Source organism: Verrucomicrobiota bacterium, from assembly GCA_016871495.1.
In the GTDB taxonomy this organism is placed as follows: domain Bacteria; phylum Verrucomicrobiota; class Verrucomicrobiia; order Limisphaerales; family VHDF01; genus VHDF01.
This window is the reverse complement of record VHDF01000024.1, coordinates 29,837-45,471: the sequence shown is the minus strand read 5'-3', so window position 1 is coordinate 45,471 and position 15,635 is coordinate 29,837. Positions and strand designations below refer to the sequence as shown.

Sequence of the window (15,635 nt, the reverse complement as noted above, 5' to 3'; positions counted from 1 at the left end):
GGAAAGCGCTCCCGGCTTGAAGAGGTTTTTCCATTCGCTTCGAGAAAAGTTCAATCGTACACTTCGAAGCCAGCGCCCTCTCGATCCCCAACACCCACCCTGCCCCCGCACTCCATGCATCGTCGTGATTTCCTCCTTCGCTCCGGCGCGCTCTCAGTCTCGCTCGCCGCAGGATGCCGCAACGCGTCCCACCTCAAACATCGATCCGTTCTCCGTCCATCCCTGCTTTTCACCTCCGCCGGGAAGACCTGCTGGGTCGATCCCCTCGACGCCCAGGTTCGCCCTCTTGAATTTCATCATCCCAATCAGGCCACTTGGCAGCCCGGACCCATGTTTCAAGACGGACGGCGCATGCTCGTGTTGAGCATGGAACCGCGACGAGACGGACCCGGGCGTCCCTTCGACGAATACTATACTCAGACTCCCACCCACCTCTGGGCTTACGATTGGTCCACCGGCACACTCGCTGAACTTGCCACCCAGGACAGAATGGCCGTGTTCTATACACCCCAGTTGCTGATCAACGACCGGCGCCTGCTCGTCCAGGTCGTCAAAGGTCGCGTCGGCCAAGTCTACAGCATGAACCTGGACGGCACGGAAGCTCTGCCCTTCACGAAGGCAGGCGAAGGGCTGCCCTATGGTTTCAGCCTCAGTCCTGATGGAGGGCGCGTCGCCTACCACATTGCGGGACCGCAGGGTTATCAGATCTGGACCTGCACTTCGGAGGGCGGAGATCGCCGGCTCATTCGAGCTCACCCGGACGCGCTTTACTTCGCCCCCATGTGGTCTCCGGACGGACGCTGGCTGGCTTATCAGGATTGTCGTTTCCGCCAGGATCCGGGCCATGACTGGTCTGATCTCTGGATCAGTCGTCCTGACGGCAGCGAGCATCGGCGGTTGACGGAGCGCCAGTCGCTGTGGTTTGCCGCGAGCTATGGAAACCCAGGCAACAAAGGCAGCGGATCCAATGTTCCAAGCTGGACCCGCCTGGGAACGCTGCTGGCTTCGCAACGACTTCCCGACTCCAAAGTACCATGGGAGTTTCAAGCGGGCCGGCCCGATACCGACCACTTCAACCGGGATTGGAAACCTGCAGAAGCACGCGGGGGAACTTTCTTATCTGAGATCGATCCGCTCAGCGGAAAGTCAACCGCCTTGACGAAGCAAGGCGATGCCGTTTGGGATTTCCGCGGGGTGGAATCTCCGGATGGCCAGTGGGTCGCCTTCTGCCGTTGCGGCCAGGGCGATCCTCCTTCCCTCTGGGTGCTGGACCGCGCTACCGGCACCGCGAGGAAGTTGACCCAAGGGCTCGAGGACCGTGGAGTGGATCATCCCCGATGGATCACGCTCCGACTTCCTCCGGTCTTTCCATCCTGACCAGCGGATCCCAGCATTTCTCATTCTGACTGGCAAAGGTAGGGCGCGCACTCCGCTGCGCGCCGAAACCGGTTGTTTCCAGGGGTGGCGCGAAAGGAGTAACGCCCTACTCAGCGAAATGTGGACCGCTGAGCGGATCCCCTCGTCAACTCAAGGGGCCGGTTTGAGGCCCGGGTATTGCAGCAGGAAGGCTCGGCGCTCATCCGCAAAGGTCTTGATGCTCATGACCGTGTTCGTGCCCCGAACCATGTCGCGTTCCACCAGGGTTTGAAACGCAGCGTAAGAGTCCAGCTTGCGAGTGTCCGCCTTCACGACGGCGTCGATCAGGGCCTGGTATTTTTGCGCGAGTGGACCCAGCGTTTTCCAATCGAGCCATTGGGTCGCCATGTCTCTGAGCAGAGTCAAGTACCTGTTCCTCAGTGCGGGCACCGCCAGCATGCGACTCAATAGCACTCGGTCCGGATCATCCGATCCCGCAAAAGGATCCAACTGGGTGCTTCGCGCCGCCCCGCCTCTCAAATGCGGAGGCAAATCATAGAAGACCTCGTTCCCGTCGTGAGGATAGATCACCATCCGCCCGTCAGAACGCAGGTACAAGTTGTAGTCGCTGGATCGGACCCAATAACCGTCGTCATTGATGAACGCGTTCTCGAGCGCCAGGAACTTGAGTGCCGCATCGATGTCAAAGACCGGCTCGAGCTCTCGTTCCAACCGGTCCAGTGGCGTCTCCGTCAGCACTTTGCAAAGCCGGATCAGCGCTTTCCACGCCTCGGGATTCTCTTTGCTGTGCAGTTCATAGTGCTTGCGATAGGCCTCCACATTCTCGCCAAGGTAATTCAATCCCGCCGTGGCCCAGGGAGAGCCGGGGGCTTTCCAGCGTGCCCCCTTTTTCGTCTTCCACCAGTCCTGGATGAAGTCTTTGTCCTCCTGCTGCACACACGGATAAACGCCCCAGTATTCGCCGTTGATCACCAGCCTGACGAAGCAGACCTTGGGGGCCGCCGTATAAGCGCGGGCCGCATGAAAGTAGAGGGCCGCTTTCAAAAGGGTGGGATCGCCATTCGAATTCAGCAGATTAAAGGTCCGGTATCCCCCGAAATGCTGGCCGCGTTGAACAAAATCCAGTTTCAGATTCAGGGCGCGCTTCCGCCCCTCCGCCACGAACAGAAAAGAAGAGGCGCCGCGGCAATGCACTCCCACGCGCTCAAAAACTTGACCGTCCACCCGCAACCTCGCCGGCACATCCACGTCCGTATACCGAAACTCGGTGAGCGCCCTTTCCCAATCCGGCTCCTCGAACTCGAGGAAAAAAGTGCGCAAAATCTCGGGGTCGAACGCCGGGCGACCCGGATAGGTCTCCACTTCGGACGGAGCCATCTTCGGACCCGGCCCGGTCGGCTCCGCACCGGCTCGAGGCGTGGGGCGCCCGGAAGGCGGACGAGCCGCCGCCTCCTCTCTCAGAGTCTTCCGGGCGGACATTCTTTCTTCAAGGTTGAGCCATCCGTTGCCATCGCGGTCAAAGCGTTGCTGCGCCTTTTCCTCAACGGAAAGACCCGCCACCCATGGGGGAGCCGGTCCGCGGCGAGAGACAGGTGAGCCCCCGGCCGGAGCAGCGTTGAGCATGGCGTGCCAGAGAATCGATCCAAGTAAAAGGAGGAAGGCCAGGAACTTCGGTGGCTGCATCGGCGCAGTCTTGGTGCGCCTCCCGCGGAGTCAAGAGCCTTATTCCAGCCTAAATCCGCGCGTAAGAATTCCGGCGGGGACGCGAAAGGTGGTTTGCGCGGCTGAAAGATGCGCGGATTTAGAAGTGCCCGCTGTCGCGGGCATGATCGATGGAATGTCGATGATGCGAACCTGTCCATCGCACCTCCAGGCGTAGTCAAACCGTGCGTTGCAGCGTATTACCCGTGGATTTGGGTCCAGGGTGCCGACGACAGGGCGCGTCCAAAGGTTGCCGGTGACCGGGTTGTCGTGGTAACGCAGACAGCCCTGTCTGCTGTGGCGCAGGCTGCCCAGCCTGCGGCGCGACGAAGGAAACTAGCCCGCCTATTCATGCACGGGACGCCCGGTGAGGACACCGGGCCTACAAACACAGAGGCAGGCGCGATGGTAGGCCGCGTGCCCTCACGCGGCACACTGTCGCGGATTCAAGCTCAGTATGAATTATCCGGGCTAGCGCGTGGAGAGCATGGCTGGGCCTCGTTCTTCACTCGCCGGGCAGACGGGCCGTCGGCGATACGGCAGGATGGGCAGCCTGCGCCACATTACCGAGAACGGATTCGGGATACACGGCCGACGACGGGGCGCACTGAGCTCAGTGCCTGAGATTTCTGTAGGACCGGATTGCGCGGGTAAGGTGAACTTCGATAAACTCCCCGCGAACCCATGTCTCTTGCACGCCGATCCTTCCTGGGCCACGCCACCGCGCTGGCAGGTTCTCTCGTCATGGCGCCATCCCTTCGCGCCGCGTCCAAATCTTCCCTCCGCAAACGCGTCGCATTCCTGGGCACCGAGGTGCGCACACATTCCCATTCCCAACATTTCCTCGATCGACTGACTTACGGTTATGGGTGGCGAGGCGGATGGCAGCATCCGCGCGTCGATGTGGCCTCGGTGTTCATCGATCAATTCCCGGAAGGAGACCTCACCCCCGGCCGAGTCCGGCGCCACGGACTCAAGCTCTTCCCATCCGTCACGGAGGCCCTCACTTTGGGCACCGGAAAGCTCGCGGTGGACGGCGTGGTCATTATCGCCGAGCACGGCAAGTATCCCAAGAGTCCGATGGGCCAGACGCTTTATCCGAGGTACGAATGGTTCAAGGAATGCGTCAAGGTTTTCGAGGCCAGCGGAAAGTCGGTGCCCATTTTCAATGACAAGCATCTCTCCACCACCTGGGAGCGATGCGCCGAAATGGTCGCCGATGCCCGGCGCCTCCGCATTCCCTTCCTGGCCGGTTCATCCCTGCCCGTCACACGGCGACTCCCCGCCATCGACATGCCTCACAATGTCCCGCTGAAGGAAAGCGTCTGCGTGGCCTATGGCGGGGTGGATAGTTATGATATCCATGGACTCGAGACCGCCCAGTGCATGTCCGAACGAAGGCGAGGCGGCGAAGTTGGCATCCGCAGCGTCCATGCGCTGAAGGGCGCGCCCATGTGGGAGCGCCTGGCTTCGTCCGACCATGCGGACACCCGGCGACTCGTGGTCGCCGCCCTGACCCGCAGCCACAATTTGCCGGTGGAAACCGGATTCTATACCGACCGCATCTCGTTCGAATGGGCGCGCCAAGCCATGCCGGAATGCATCGGCTACTTCATCGAACATCGCGATGGATTTCGCACCACGCTGGTCCTGGCTCCCATCCGGGACTTCAATTACGCCGGGCTGCGGGCCGACACCGGGGAGATCGTGTCCTGCCAAATGTACCTCCCCATGCCGGGCCATGGTTCAACCACCGCGGATTTTTTCCATCCCTTGATCCGTCACATCGAAGACTTGGTTCTCACAGGAAAGCCTGCCTATCCCCCGGAACGGACCCTGTTGACTTCTGGCATGACCCTCGCCGGAGTCGAGTCGCTGCATCGAGGCCAGATCAAAATCGAAACCCCTGCCATGGCCGTCCGTTACAAAGTCGGGCCCGAATCCACGTTCTGGCGCGACTAGCTTTCAAACAGGCGTCGTTCCCTTCCAACACCATTGCACTCGCTTCCGGGTGTTTCTCAGTGCATCCCCAGGTGGTCGTTGATGCGCGCAGCATCGCCGGGGCGCGGCGTTCACGCCGCTTCAAGGCGTGTCTTCAAAGGGGCATGGAGCTTCAACGGGCAAGGGTGCCGCCAGGGCGAAGGCATTCACCAAGAGCGGGCCATGAAGCGGGAGGAGATCGCCGCGGCAGGTTGGCGCGAGCGGAAGCGCCGTGAACGGCGCGCCCCGAAAACTTGCGGATGCACCGGATGTTTCTGGCTCCCTCCCCACTCACTGGATGCTGAAGTTACTCACCCTTCCGCACCCCGGCCCGGCGGAGTTCTAACGCTGGAAAACGCCTTGCTGCCGAACTCCCGTTCTGGCCTCATATCGGAGCCAACCACAGCTTATCCGCCATGCTGACGTTCCAAGATCACTTCCGTCAGGCGGGCCGCTGGCGTCGACGCCAGTTCCTGCGCGCGGGCGGGCTTGGGTTGGGTGGATTGACCTTGGGCGATTGGTTCGCCACCCGTGCGGCCACCGCCGCGGCGAAGACCTCCCCTCTCAAGGATCGCTCGGTCATCTTCCTCTTCATGCATGGCGGACCGTCCCAGTTCGAGACGTTCGATCCCAAGATGGACGCGCCCTCGACCATCCGCAGCGCCACGGGTGAGATCAAGACGACTCTCCCCGGCGTCACCTTTGGCAGCACCTTCACCCAACTGGCCCGGCTCGCACACAAGTTCAGCATCGTCCGCTCCTTCGTCACCGGCGACGGAAACCACGACATCAAACCGGTCCTCGGCGCGGACACACTGCGCGCCAACATGGGTTCGCTTTACTCCAGCATCGCCGGACTGTCGCGCCGCGACACCGCGATGCCGACGAACGTCACCCTGTTCCCGCGCTCCGTGGACCCGAAGGCGCAGGCGGCGGTGACCGAATTCGGCAACTTCGAGGGCACAGGCGAACTCAGCCGCACCTTGGCTCCGTTCGTGCCCGGCTCGGGCGCGGGACTGCAGGGGGACATGCGGCTGAATCTTCCGGAAGGCCGCTTCCACGACCGCCGCGCTTTGCTCGGCGCGCTCGACGACTGGAAGCGCTGGGCTGACGCCCGTGGCGCGGTCGAGGGCTTCAGCGCCTACCAGCAACAGGCCTTCGACGCCCTGCACCGCGGGGTGTCCGACGCCTTCGATTGGTCTCGCGAAGACCCGCGTCTCGTCGAACGTTACGACACCGCACCGCTCCTGCCGCGCGAGCGCATCAGCCCACAGTGGAAGAACATCGATCACTACGCCACGAACGCGCTCACGCTCGGCCGTCAGTTGCTCCTGGCCCGTCGGCTGTGCGAGCGCGGCGTGGGCTTCGTCACCGTCACCACCAGCTTCATCTGGGACATGCACGCCGATGAAAACAACGCTCCGATGACCGTGGGCATGGAGTATGTCGGCAGGCCGTTCGACCACGCGGTGTCGGCGTTCATCGAGGATGTCGAGGCGCGCGGCCTGAGCGAAAAAATCCTGCTGGTCTGTTGCGGCGAGATGGGCCGCACGCCGGCCATCAACAAGCACGGCGGACGCGATCACTGGGGCAATCTCGCTCCGCTCCTCCTCTACGGCGGCGGGTTGAAGATGGGCCGCGTCATCGGCCAGTCCTCGCGCGACGGCGGCGAACCGGCGTCGGACGCGGTGACGATGAAAGACTTGCTCGCCACCATCATGCACACGCTGCTGGACATCGGCGAGGTCCGGCTGATGCCGGGCATCCCCCAGCGCGTCGTCGAGGCGATGACGCGAGGAGAACCGATTCGGGGATTGGTGTGAGTCTGGTTTCCACCCCAAACGCAATCCATCACACGTGCCCGACGCGAAGCCGAAGCTCACCCGCATCTTTCACACTCAACGGGGTTGGGAAACGTCCCCCATCAAGTTTCAGCATTGCGGATTAGATCGAACCGCGCCCGGAAATTCCCGGTCGCGAAACAAGGATGAAATTTCCGGGCTAAGGTCGAGTCAACGGCTCCGGCAGGGCAAAGGCCACGAGATGACCGCCAGCCGGCCGTCCTGATTTGCCGCCACCCGCTGAAATCACGACAAACTGGCGTCCTTGGACCATGTAAGTGCTCGGCGTGGCGTTGCCACTAAACGGCAGTGACGCCTGCCAGAGAACGTTTCCTGTTCTGGTATCAAAGGCACGCATGGTTTCGTCGGCGCTGGCTCCGATGAACAGGAGCCCACCCGCGGTGACGACGGGACCCCCGTAGTTTTCCGTGCCCGTGGGCGGAATGCCACGCGCGGTGAGTTCGCGGTACTCGCCCAGCGGCACCTTCCATTTGATCTGGCCGGTATTCAGGTCCACGGCATTCAAGGTCCCCCACGGCGGTCGAATCGCGGGATATCCACTGGGATCAAGCCAGCGACGAAAACCGCCGAAGGCGTACTCCGGACCTTTCTTCTTCGCGGCCGCCGCCGCTTCGGCACCTTGAGGCGCCGGGGCGGGCGATTCGCCGAGGACGTAATCGAGAATCGCTTCACGCTGCAATTCCGGGATCATATCGAACGCAGGCATGCGCCCGGCGCCCTGTTTGGTGATCAAGGCGATTTGATCGCGAGGGCGTCGCTTGATCACATCGATGAGCGGCGGGAAACCACCTGCCAGATTGCCCGTCTTGTCCAGCCCATGACAGGCCGCACAATAAAGCATGTATTCCCGCTCCCCGCGTGCCAGCGGAGATCCATCCGCATGCCGGGTTTCGACCATTTGCAGGATCCAGGGCATTTCATTGATGTTGACGTAGTAGTTGCCCTCAGGGTCCGCCGCCCCGCCGCCCCATTCCATGCCGCCGTCGAAACCAGGAAACATGATGGTCTCGTTCAGACTCGGCGCCGGGAACGGTCCAAAATTCGGCGAAGCCCGAATCCGATCGCGCGTCATGATTTCGGTCTCAGGCGAGATATTCGACACCTCGGCCTCCGTGTATTGCTGCCGCATGAGCGGAGGGGGCATGGTCGGGAACGGCTGGGTCGGCCAGGACTGCTCGCCACGAAGCGTGGACTGCGGCACCGCGCGTTCCTCGACAGGCCAAAGCGGTTCTCCTGTCACGCGATTGAAAACAAAGAGCAGGCCGTGTTTCGTTCCTTGAGCCACCGCGTCGATTTTCCGGCCGCGATGCGTCACGGTCAGCAAAACAGGCGGACAAGGGAGATCCTTGTCGAGCAGGTCGTGATGGACGATTTGGAAGTGCCACAAGCGTTTTCCGGTGGCAGCGTCCAGCGCCACGAGGCAATTGGCGAAAAGATTCATGCCGTGGCGTTCCCCGCCGTAGAAATCGGGTTCAGCGGTCTTGGTGGCGACATAGACAATCCCTCGCTTCTCGTCGAGGGACTGGCCCGGCCACGGCATCAGGCCGGTGGCCGTCTTGTAAGCTTCCGGCGGCCAAGTGTCGTGGCCGAACTCGCCCGGGCGGGGAATCAGATGAAAGATCCAGCGCCGCTCGCCGGTGCGGACGTCCAGCGCCCGGACGGCTCCCGGTCCGCCCACGCCGCCCAGGATCAACAGATCCTTATGTATGATCCCGGGCGTGTTCAGACTGACGTTCGGTGGATTCTGGGGATCGATGGACGCCCCGAGTCGAACCGACCCATTCTGGCCGAAATCGCGGATCAGCGTGCCGGACTTCGGATCGAGAGCAAACAGATAGGGGCCTGCGGCAGTTAGCAGTCGCTGTTCGCCGCCGGATGCATTCTCCCAATAGACGAGGCCGCGTTGTCGCGCCCCGGCGCTGCCTGGTTTTTCCGAGGAAGGATTCCAAATCCAAAGCTCGCGGCCCGTGGCCGCCTCCAAAGCAATGATGCGCCGGCTTGGGGTCGCCGTGTAGAGCACGCCCCGAATGATGAGATTGTTCGCCTGATACTCGCCCTTCTCCCCGGTGTCATAGGTCCATGCGACCTTTAATTGAGCCACATTGGTTCGATGAATCTGCTGCAGAGTGGAATAGAGGCTTCGCTCCTTGTTCCCGAGATAAACGGGCCAGTCGGCGTCGCGCGATGCTTTGGAGGGTGGGGCACTGCCGGAATCCCCCGCGGCGACAACGCCAGGGATCGACGTCATCAGGATCCGACAGAGCAGCCCTAACGCCGCAGTCTTGGAAATCATCTGAAGCGAGAGTGGGTGCACCCCTGCCTTTTAGAGTCTGAGCGATCGTCTTGTCCATCGGATTGACTCGATTCAAAACCCCGGACAAGGGGATCAGAAATCCGGGTGATGACCGCTGAGGAGAGGATTTCGTCGATCGGTTCCCGAACCCGTCGCAGCACACGAACCGCTGCCAGCATCGCGGTCTCATCGCACCTGGTGGTTCGCGGGAGAGAAGTTCCCTGGGGACAGAGATCTCGAATCATCTCCAGGTTTGCCGGTTGGCGAGTGCCCTGGTTTCCTTTGCGGCCGTTGCGGATTTGGGGTGAGACATCTTGCTTTTCCTCACGCAAAGGACGCGAAGATAGCAGTGAACCCGTCGGAGCCGCTTCGGCCTCACGGTGGGCGCGAGAGACGGCGACGTTCGAGGAATCTCCGAGATGGAGGGTGAACCAATTGCATGTTCCGTACGGAACACACTTGTGACTCGGTCGCATTGGTTAGTATAGATGGTCCACGACCGCGCCAGACATGGAGACTCTCGGACGCTCTCGAGGCTTTCGTCGATCGATTCCCGAATCCGTCGCTGCACACGAACCGCTGCCCCCGATCCCCATTTCCCACGGCATCGTTAAGGCTTGGCGGCCACCGCATTCGTGGGCGGACGCGTCACGGCCAGCCACAATTGGTCCGTCGATTCCACCAGCATCGTATGGTAGCCATTGGGCACTCCATTGTTGATCCCGGTGGTCGTCATCCAATACCGAACCGGAAACCGTCGACCCCCGTCGAGTTCGACGGCTTCCAGCCTGATCGCCTCGCTTCGTAACGACGCCGTCAACTCCGGCACGAACTTCAACTCCATCTCTCCCCCATTTTCCGGCACGGCAACCGGAGCAACCTGCAAACCCTCTCTCCCACCCTCCCATCGCAACTCCACTTTGTTGGTAAACCCATAGAGCCTCGATGCGGTGACTCTTAATGAATTCGTCTTACCGACCTCCACCACCACCTGGTGCTCCGCGACCGAAAGCTTCAACCCGGGCTCCACGGGCTCCACACTGAGGCGGTAACGGCATTCCGACCCGCCCCTTTGGAGAAGTCCTCCCACGACAATCGCGTACTCGCCATCCTCCGGAACCACCCAATCCAGTTGGGCATCCAAACTGTCCGCGTCATCCGTGTGAGCCAACTGTTTCCCTGCGGCGTCGAACACTTTCAACCAGGGATCAAGCGGAAAACCGAATCGAGCGGATTGAGCCCGAAGCAACAAACGCTCGCCCTTGCCAGCCCGCAAGGGCCACCGGTCCTGCTCGCCGGGCTGAGTCAATTCGCCCGTGATCGCGAACGGCGCGCGTGGAGCCTCCCGCGGCAACGTGGTCTCCATCCACTCCGGCCCACGTCCCACAGGCACGGTCAGCGTATTCATTGCAAGAGGCAGATCCAGGTTGGCGTGCCCGTCCCGGCAGGACAGCCACATCGAAGGATCCACCTTGATCTTCGCGCCGCCGGGAGAAAAGTTCCAGCCGACCGCCACCACGTCCGCCGCCGCGCTGGCATTCACACCCAGGGGCAGCAAATGCTCCACCCAAACCCCATCCGTGATCTCCAATCGATACACACTCTTGGAGTCTCCCGAGAAACGCACCGAAGAATCCGCGGGATACTTGAAACCGAAAACCTGCACGAAGACGGTCTCGCTTCGGGAAGCCGTCCAACTCAAGAACGGATCCAGAGTCTTGCCGTCGTCGTGGTTGATGGCCAATTGAAACCCCTTTTCGTCGACCAACCTCAACACCGCATCCATCGATGATCCCAGGACGTAACCCTGCAGACGGGCGATCAAGGTGCGGCCCTTTTCCACCCGGACCCGGTAAACATCGACGTCGCCTTCTTTGTCCAACCGGCCCTGCAGCGCCGCGGGCAATGTGTCGATCGCCTGGGACCTGCGTCCATCATCGTTGGGCTCGCGTTCGAGCCAATGCTCCCGCGCCTCGACCAGCAACATGCGTGGAGCGCTCGCGCCTCCGGCGCTGCGGGCGCGGATGAGTCGCGGTCCGTTCGGGACGCCGGGCTGCACCGATACCTCGATCGATCCGGAATTCGTCAACGCGCGGATTTGAATGGCCGGATCCTGAGACCAAAACTCGACCGGCCAGGGATTGAACTTACCGATGGCTGTGACCGTCTGGGTCGAGCCCGGTCGCACCACGATGGGGAAAAAATGTTCCAGCTCAGGAAGCGCGGCCTCGATTGAAAAAGCCAGGGAGAGGGAACCCGCCGCCATCAGGGATGCGAGCCGCGTTCGAAGCAGAGTTTCCACGCGCGTCACCCGCGGGGCTCAGGTGAACAATTCCGGGATAACCCGCCCGTGCGTCACCAACTGAACCGGACGCCCCGTGTTGGTGTGTAACACAAGATTGGGGTCGATGCCCATCTTGGTGTAAATCGTCGCCGCCAAGTCTTCAGGCCGATAAACGCTTTCGGAAGCGTAGGCGCCCTTCGCGTCGGTCGCTCCCACGACGTGCCCGCGAGGAACGCCCGCGCCGGCGGCGAGCACCGACATGGCATGGGGCCAATGATCCCGTCCCGCGTCCTTGTTGACCTTCGGAGTGCGGCCAAATTCGCCGAGGACCAGGACCAGGGTGGAATCGAGCAACCCGCGCTCGTCGAGATCGCTCAAGAGCGCGGTCATGCCCTGGTCCAGGCGCTTGATCTTGTCGCCTTTGAAAGCCTCGAAGAGTTTCGTGTGATGATCCCAGCCGTCGTAATAGACCGTCACCCAGGAGACCCCGACTTCCACCAATCGGCGGGCCAGCAATAATCGTTGAGCCAGATCATTGCGCCCATACCGTTCACGCAGTTTCTCGTCCTCCCGGTTCAAATCGAAGGCCGCTTGCGCCTTGGGGGAAAGAACCAGATCGACCCCCTGCGCCAAGTACTGGTCGAACGTGACGGCAGGATCATCCGCGAGCTTGTCCGTGTAGCGCTTCATCCCGTCCAGGGCCGAGCGCAACTCGCGTCGACGGGCCGCCCGGCTCTCGCTGATGCCCGTCGGCAGCACGACGTCGCGCACTTGAAATTTCTTTTCGTTCGGATTGCCGTTGATCACGAAAGCCGAGTGCTTCCCTCCCAAGAAATTCGGACCTCCGCTGCGGGAAAGCTTCGGCATCGAAATGTAACCCGGGATCCCATCCCGCACGCCTCGCTGATAAGAGACCATCGACCCGAAGGAGGGATGAAACGTCACCGACGCCCCGCAAGCCACCGGCACCGGCGTGGGCATGCCGGTCATCAAATAATGATTGCCCCCGCCATGGTTTGGGTCGTTGTGGCAAATGGACCGCACGATCGTCAACTTGTCCGCCACGCCGGCGAGCTTGGGAAAAACTTCGCTGAAGTGCAGGCCCGGCACCCGGGTCGGGATCGACTTGAATTCTCCGCGGATCTCCGAAGGCGCTTCCGGCTTGGGATCGAAAGACTCGTGATGCGAAGGCCCTCCATCCAGCCACAGCATGATGCAGTTCACACGCGAACTTGATCCCGACGACAATGCGGTCTTGGCGGAAGCCGCTTGCAACCGAAGCAGGTCGGCCAAGCCCACTCCGAGCGCGCCACCCAAGCCCAGTTGAATAAAATCTCGCCGGGCCAATCCTGCACAGTTGGGAGTAAATCGGGACATCTAGGCTTCAAGAAGATTGTGGCAAAACCGGATACGCACGGCAAGCCTTGGTTCGCGTGCTACTGAAAAACTGGTGGATCCAGAGGTTGTTGGTAGGGCGGGCCTGTCCCAGCCCGCCGCCCACGGGATGCAAAACATCATGCTCCGACGGCGCGCCGGGACGGACGCGCCCTACCTGCATCACCGGCAACATCGGGATGCACGGCTGAAAGACCGGCTTACCCAAACGTCGGCACCCATTGGGTCGGGTGCGGAGGATGGCGCCCCACCACGCTTCCACACCCCTGGACGTTCGGTTTTCCAAATCCGGCGGTTGTACGCACGGGTCCTTTACACCTTGGACTCAAGATCTCATGGCATCCAGACTCCATGGTTTCTTGATCTTAACGACTCAGCGCCAGCCAGACGGCCCCCACCACCGCCACGACCCCTCCGGCGAGAGATCGGCGGCTCGGACGATCCCCCTCAAGCCATCGCGCGAGGGGTATCACCAGAATAGGTGTCGTCGCCACGATGGGCAGAACAATGCCGCTCGCCGTCGATTTCAATGCCCATTGAAAGAAACTGACCCCGAGGATCGGACCGGCCAGGCAGTTGCCCAAGACCCACGGCCAAACCCGGTCCAATCCCTTTTCATCCCGGGATTGAGCCCGGCCCCAATTCGATTGATACCGGGTCAACACCCAGGTGGCCACCATCGTGATTAGAAATCCGCCGAGGATGCGCTGAAACGCCGCCGTCCCGCCGTCCATGTTCCAGCCTTCGGCTCTGGCCAGTGCGAAAGCCTTGCGGCTCAGCACGGCGCCGATGCCCTGACTGACCGCCGCCAGGACCCCGAGCATAATCCCGTTCACCAAATCTTTCCCATGGGCCGGGGCGCCCTTCTCCGGCGCCAACGCCACCGCAACACCTCCCAAAATCAGCGCCGCCGCGCCGAGCTCAACTCCGCCCAATCGCGTGCCCAGCCAGATCCACTCCGACAGCGCGGCAAAAGGCGCCGCAAGGCAGTGCACAAGGACCATGCTCAAGCGGGAACCCAAGGTCGGCAGCGCAAGATAAAGCGCCATATCGCCCACACCATAACCGACACAACCGCTGACAAAGAAAAGCCATCGGGCCGGTCCATCAAAACCTCCTCCAAGAGTAAATGCCCAAACGCCAAGCAGAAGGGTCGAAATGGAAATGCGAATGACGTTCGCCTTGATTCCACCCAGAGCGCGCGTGGAACGGCTGGCACACACGATCGAAATCGCGAAGAGCCCGGTGGCCACGAAAGCTTCCGTCATGGAAACAACAGGTTCAGGAAGCCCCGCCGGCACCGGGCTCACTCCTGGACAAATGAACGGGGGGATACTCCCCTTCCCACCGTCCGACTACGGCCGTGGCCAGACAATTGCCAACCAGATTCACCGTCGTGCGGGCCATATCCATGAGTTCGTCCACGCCGATGATCAGCAACACCCCTTCCAGGGGCAGATCGAAGCTGACCAGGGTGCCGGCCAGAATGACCTGGGAGGCGCGAGGAATCCCCGCCATCCCCTTGCTCGTCAGCATCAGCATCAACATCATCGTCAATTGCTGTCCCAGCGAAAGTTCCACCCCGGCGGCCTGCGCTACAAACACGGAGGCGACAGCCAGGTAAAGGGTCGAGCCGTCCAGATTGAACGAATAACCCAGGGGCATGACAAACGACACGATCCGCCGGGGCACGCCGAATTCGGTCATTCGCTTCATCGCGTCCGGCATGGCCGCGTCCGACGAAGTGGTTGAAAACGCGAGCAAAGCGGGCTCCTTGATGGCTTTCAAGAAATCCAGGACGGGCACACGCGCCCACCGCGCCGCGGGCCAAAGCACCAGCACGCAAAAAACAATCAACGCGACGTAGAGGGTCAGGATCAACTTCGCGAGATTGGCGAGCACTCCCAGGCCGCTATGACCCACCGTGTAGGCCATGGCGGCTCCGATGCCGATCGGAGCAAACTTCATGACCAGCCCCGTAAACTTGAACATGACTTCCATGAGCGATTCGCAAAAGCGCAGCATGGGCTCCCGCGCCGCCTTGGGCACTTGCACCAGGGCAATGGCGAAAAGAATCGAGAAAAAGACGATTTGGAGCACGTCGTTGGCCGCCGCGGCTTCGAAGAAACTGCGCGGAACGACATGATCCAGAATTCCTGACAACGTCACCTTGGTCGCGGACACCTTGTCGCCGGCGCTTCCGGCTGCCGGCAAGGTCAGCCCTACTCCGGGTTTCGACAAATTGACGGCCGCCAACCCAATCACCAGGGCCAGTGTCGTCACAACCTCGAAGTAAAAAATCGAGCGAAACGCCAACCGTCCCACGGTCTTGAGATCATCGCAATGCCCGGCGATCCCCACGACCAGGGTGGCGAAAACCAAGGGCACCAGAATGCACTTGATCATCTTGAGGAAGAGGCTGGAAAGCACCTTGAGATGCTGGGATTCCGCGGGCAAGAGCCATCCCACCGCGACGCCGGCCACCATGGAAAACATGATCCACTGGGTCAATGACACGCGACGGAGCAGATTCCACATAAGTCCGTGCAGTGTGGCCGAAGGTTCGAGGGCAGGACAAGGATCGAAAGATTCCCACCCCGTTGAGGCCGGGGTCATCCGCAGGTTGTCGGGGATGCGTACCGCCTCGATCGGGGCAAAGACATGCTTTCGTGCCGATCCGTGAATCCGTGAGAGTCCACCGCGTTTAAGGATGGCCAAAATCCCGGGCCTTGCTATCGTCTCG

General features: G+C 61.5%; 10 protein-coding genes. 3 read left to right on the top strand and 7 right to left on the bottom strand.

What is annotated here, in order from left to right:
* Window positions 1-114 precede the first annotated feature (114 nt).
* A complete protein-coding gene (locus FJ404_07590; protein ID MBM3822730.1) occupies window positions 115-1,377 on the top strand; it encodes a serine/threonine protein kinase in 1,263 nt (420 codons plus the stop codon).
* A 150-nt stretch (window positions 1,378-1,527) separates the two neighbouring features.
* Here FJ404_07590 and FJ404_07585 read toward each other — a convergent pair whose 3' ends face one another.
* Window positions 1,528-3,060: a hypothetical protein gene (locus FJ404_07585; protein ID MBM3822729.1), complete on the bottom strand. Its 1,533-nt coding sequence runs from the start codon at window positions 3,058-3,060 to the stop codon at window positions 1,528-1,530.
* Between the two features lie 762 nt (window positions 3,061-3,822).
* Between FJ404_07585 and FJ404_07580 the strand changes: the two genes are divergently transcribed.
* Window positions 3,823-5,040, top strand: a complete 1,218-nt coding sequence (locus FJ404_07580) for a hypothetical protein (GenBank protein MBM3822728.1) — start codon at window positions 3,823-3,825, stop codon at window positions 5,038-5,040.
* Window positions 5,041-5,474: 434 nt separating this feature from the next.
* On the top strand, window positions 5,475-6,881 hold the full coding sequence (locus FJ404_07575) for a DUF1501 domain-containing protein (GenBank protein ID MBM3822727.1): 1,407 nt from the start codon (window positions 5,475-5,477) through the stop codon (window positions 6,879-6,881).
* A 178-nt stretch (window positions 6,882-7,059) separates the two neighbouring features.
* On the opposite strand, the gene FJ404_07570 is transcribed toward FJ404_07575, so the two are convergent.
* The 6 genes from FJ404_07570 to FJ404_07545 all read right to left on the bottom strand — a co-directional run bounded on the left by FJ404_07570 (window position 7,060) and on the right by FJ404_07545 (window position 15,430).
* Window positions 7,060-9,168 carry a c-type cytochrome gene (locus tag FJ404_07570; protein MBM3822726.1) on the bottom strand — a complete coding sequence of 703 codons (2,109 nt, stop codon included), beginning with the start codon at window positions 9,166-9,168 and terminating at the stop codon, window positions 7,060-7,062.
* A gap of 655 nt (window positions 9,169-9,823) precedes the next feature.
* Window positions 9,824-11,515, bottom strand: coding sequence for a hypothetical protein (locus FJ404_07565; protein MBM3822725.1), 1,692 nt, complete (start codon window positions 11,513-11,515; stop codon window positions 9,824-9,826).
* 18 nt (window positions 11,516-11,533) lie between these two features.
* Window positions 11,534-12,874: a DUF1501 domain-containing protein gene (locus FJ404_07560; GenBank protein ID MBM3822724.1), complete on the bottom strand. Its 1,341-nt coding sequence runs from the start codon at window positions 12,872-12,874 to the stop codon at window positions 11,534-11,536.
* 7 nt (window positions 12,875-12,881) lie between these two features.
* Window positions 12,882-13,067, bottom strand: coding sequence for a hypothetical protein (locus tag FJ404_07555; protein ID MBM3822723.1), 186 nt, complete (start codon window positions 13,065-13,067; stop codon window positions 12,882-12,884).
* Between the two features lie 190 nt (window positions 13,068-13,257).
* Window positions 13,258-14,160, bottom strand: coding sequence for an EamA family transporter (locus FJ404_07550; GenBank protein MBM3822722.1), 903 nt, complete (start codon window positions 14,158-14,160; stop codon window positions 13,258-13,260).
* 13 nt (window positions 14,161-14,173) lie between these two features.
* Window positions 14,174-15,430, bottom strand: coding sequence for a dicarboxylate/amino acid:cation symporter (locus FJ404_07545; GenBank protein MBM3822721.1), 1,257 nt, complete (start codon window positions 15,428-15,430; stop codon window positions 14,174-14,176).
* Window positions 15,431-15,635: the final 205 nt, after the last annotated feature.

Coding starts and splice junctions, on each gene's coding strand:
- FJ404_07590 (MBM3822730.1), top strand. CDS start 115: ATGCATCGTCGTGATTTCCTCCTTCGCTCCGGCGCGCTCTCAGTCTCG.
- FJ404_07585 (MBM3822729.1), bottom strand. CDS start 3,060: ATGCAGCCACCGAAGTTCCTGGCCTTCCTCCTTTTACTTGGATCGATT.
- FJ404_07580 (MBM3822728.1), top strand. CDS start 3,823: ATGGCGCCATCCCTTCGCGCCGCGTCCAAATCTTCCCTCCGCAAACGC.
- FJ404_07575 (MBM3822727.1), top strand. CDS start 5,475: ATGCTGACGTTCCAAGATCACTTCCGTCAGGCGGGCCGCTGGCGTCGA.
- FJ404_07570 (MBM3822726.1), bottom strand. CDS start 9,168: ATGACGTCGATCCCTGGCGTTGTCGCCGCGGGGGATTCCGGCAGTGCC.
- FJ404_07560 (MBM3822724.1), bottom strand. CDS start 12,874: ATGTCCCGATTTACTCCCAACTGTGCAGGATTGGCCCGGCGAGATTTT.
- FJ404_07555 (MBM3822723.1), bottom strand. CDS start 13,067: ATGTTGCCGGTGATGCAGGTAGGGCGCGTCCGTCCCGGCGCGCCGTCG.
- FJ404_07550 (MBM3822722.1), bottom strand. CDS start 14,160: ATGACGGAAGCTTTCGTGGCCACCGGGCTCTTCGCGATTTCGATCGTG.
- FJ404_07545 (MBM3822721.1), bottom strand. CDS start 15,430: ATGTGGAATCTGCTCCGTCGCGTGTCATTGACCCAGTGGATCATGTTT.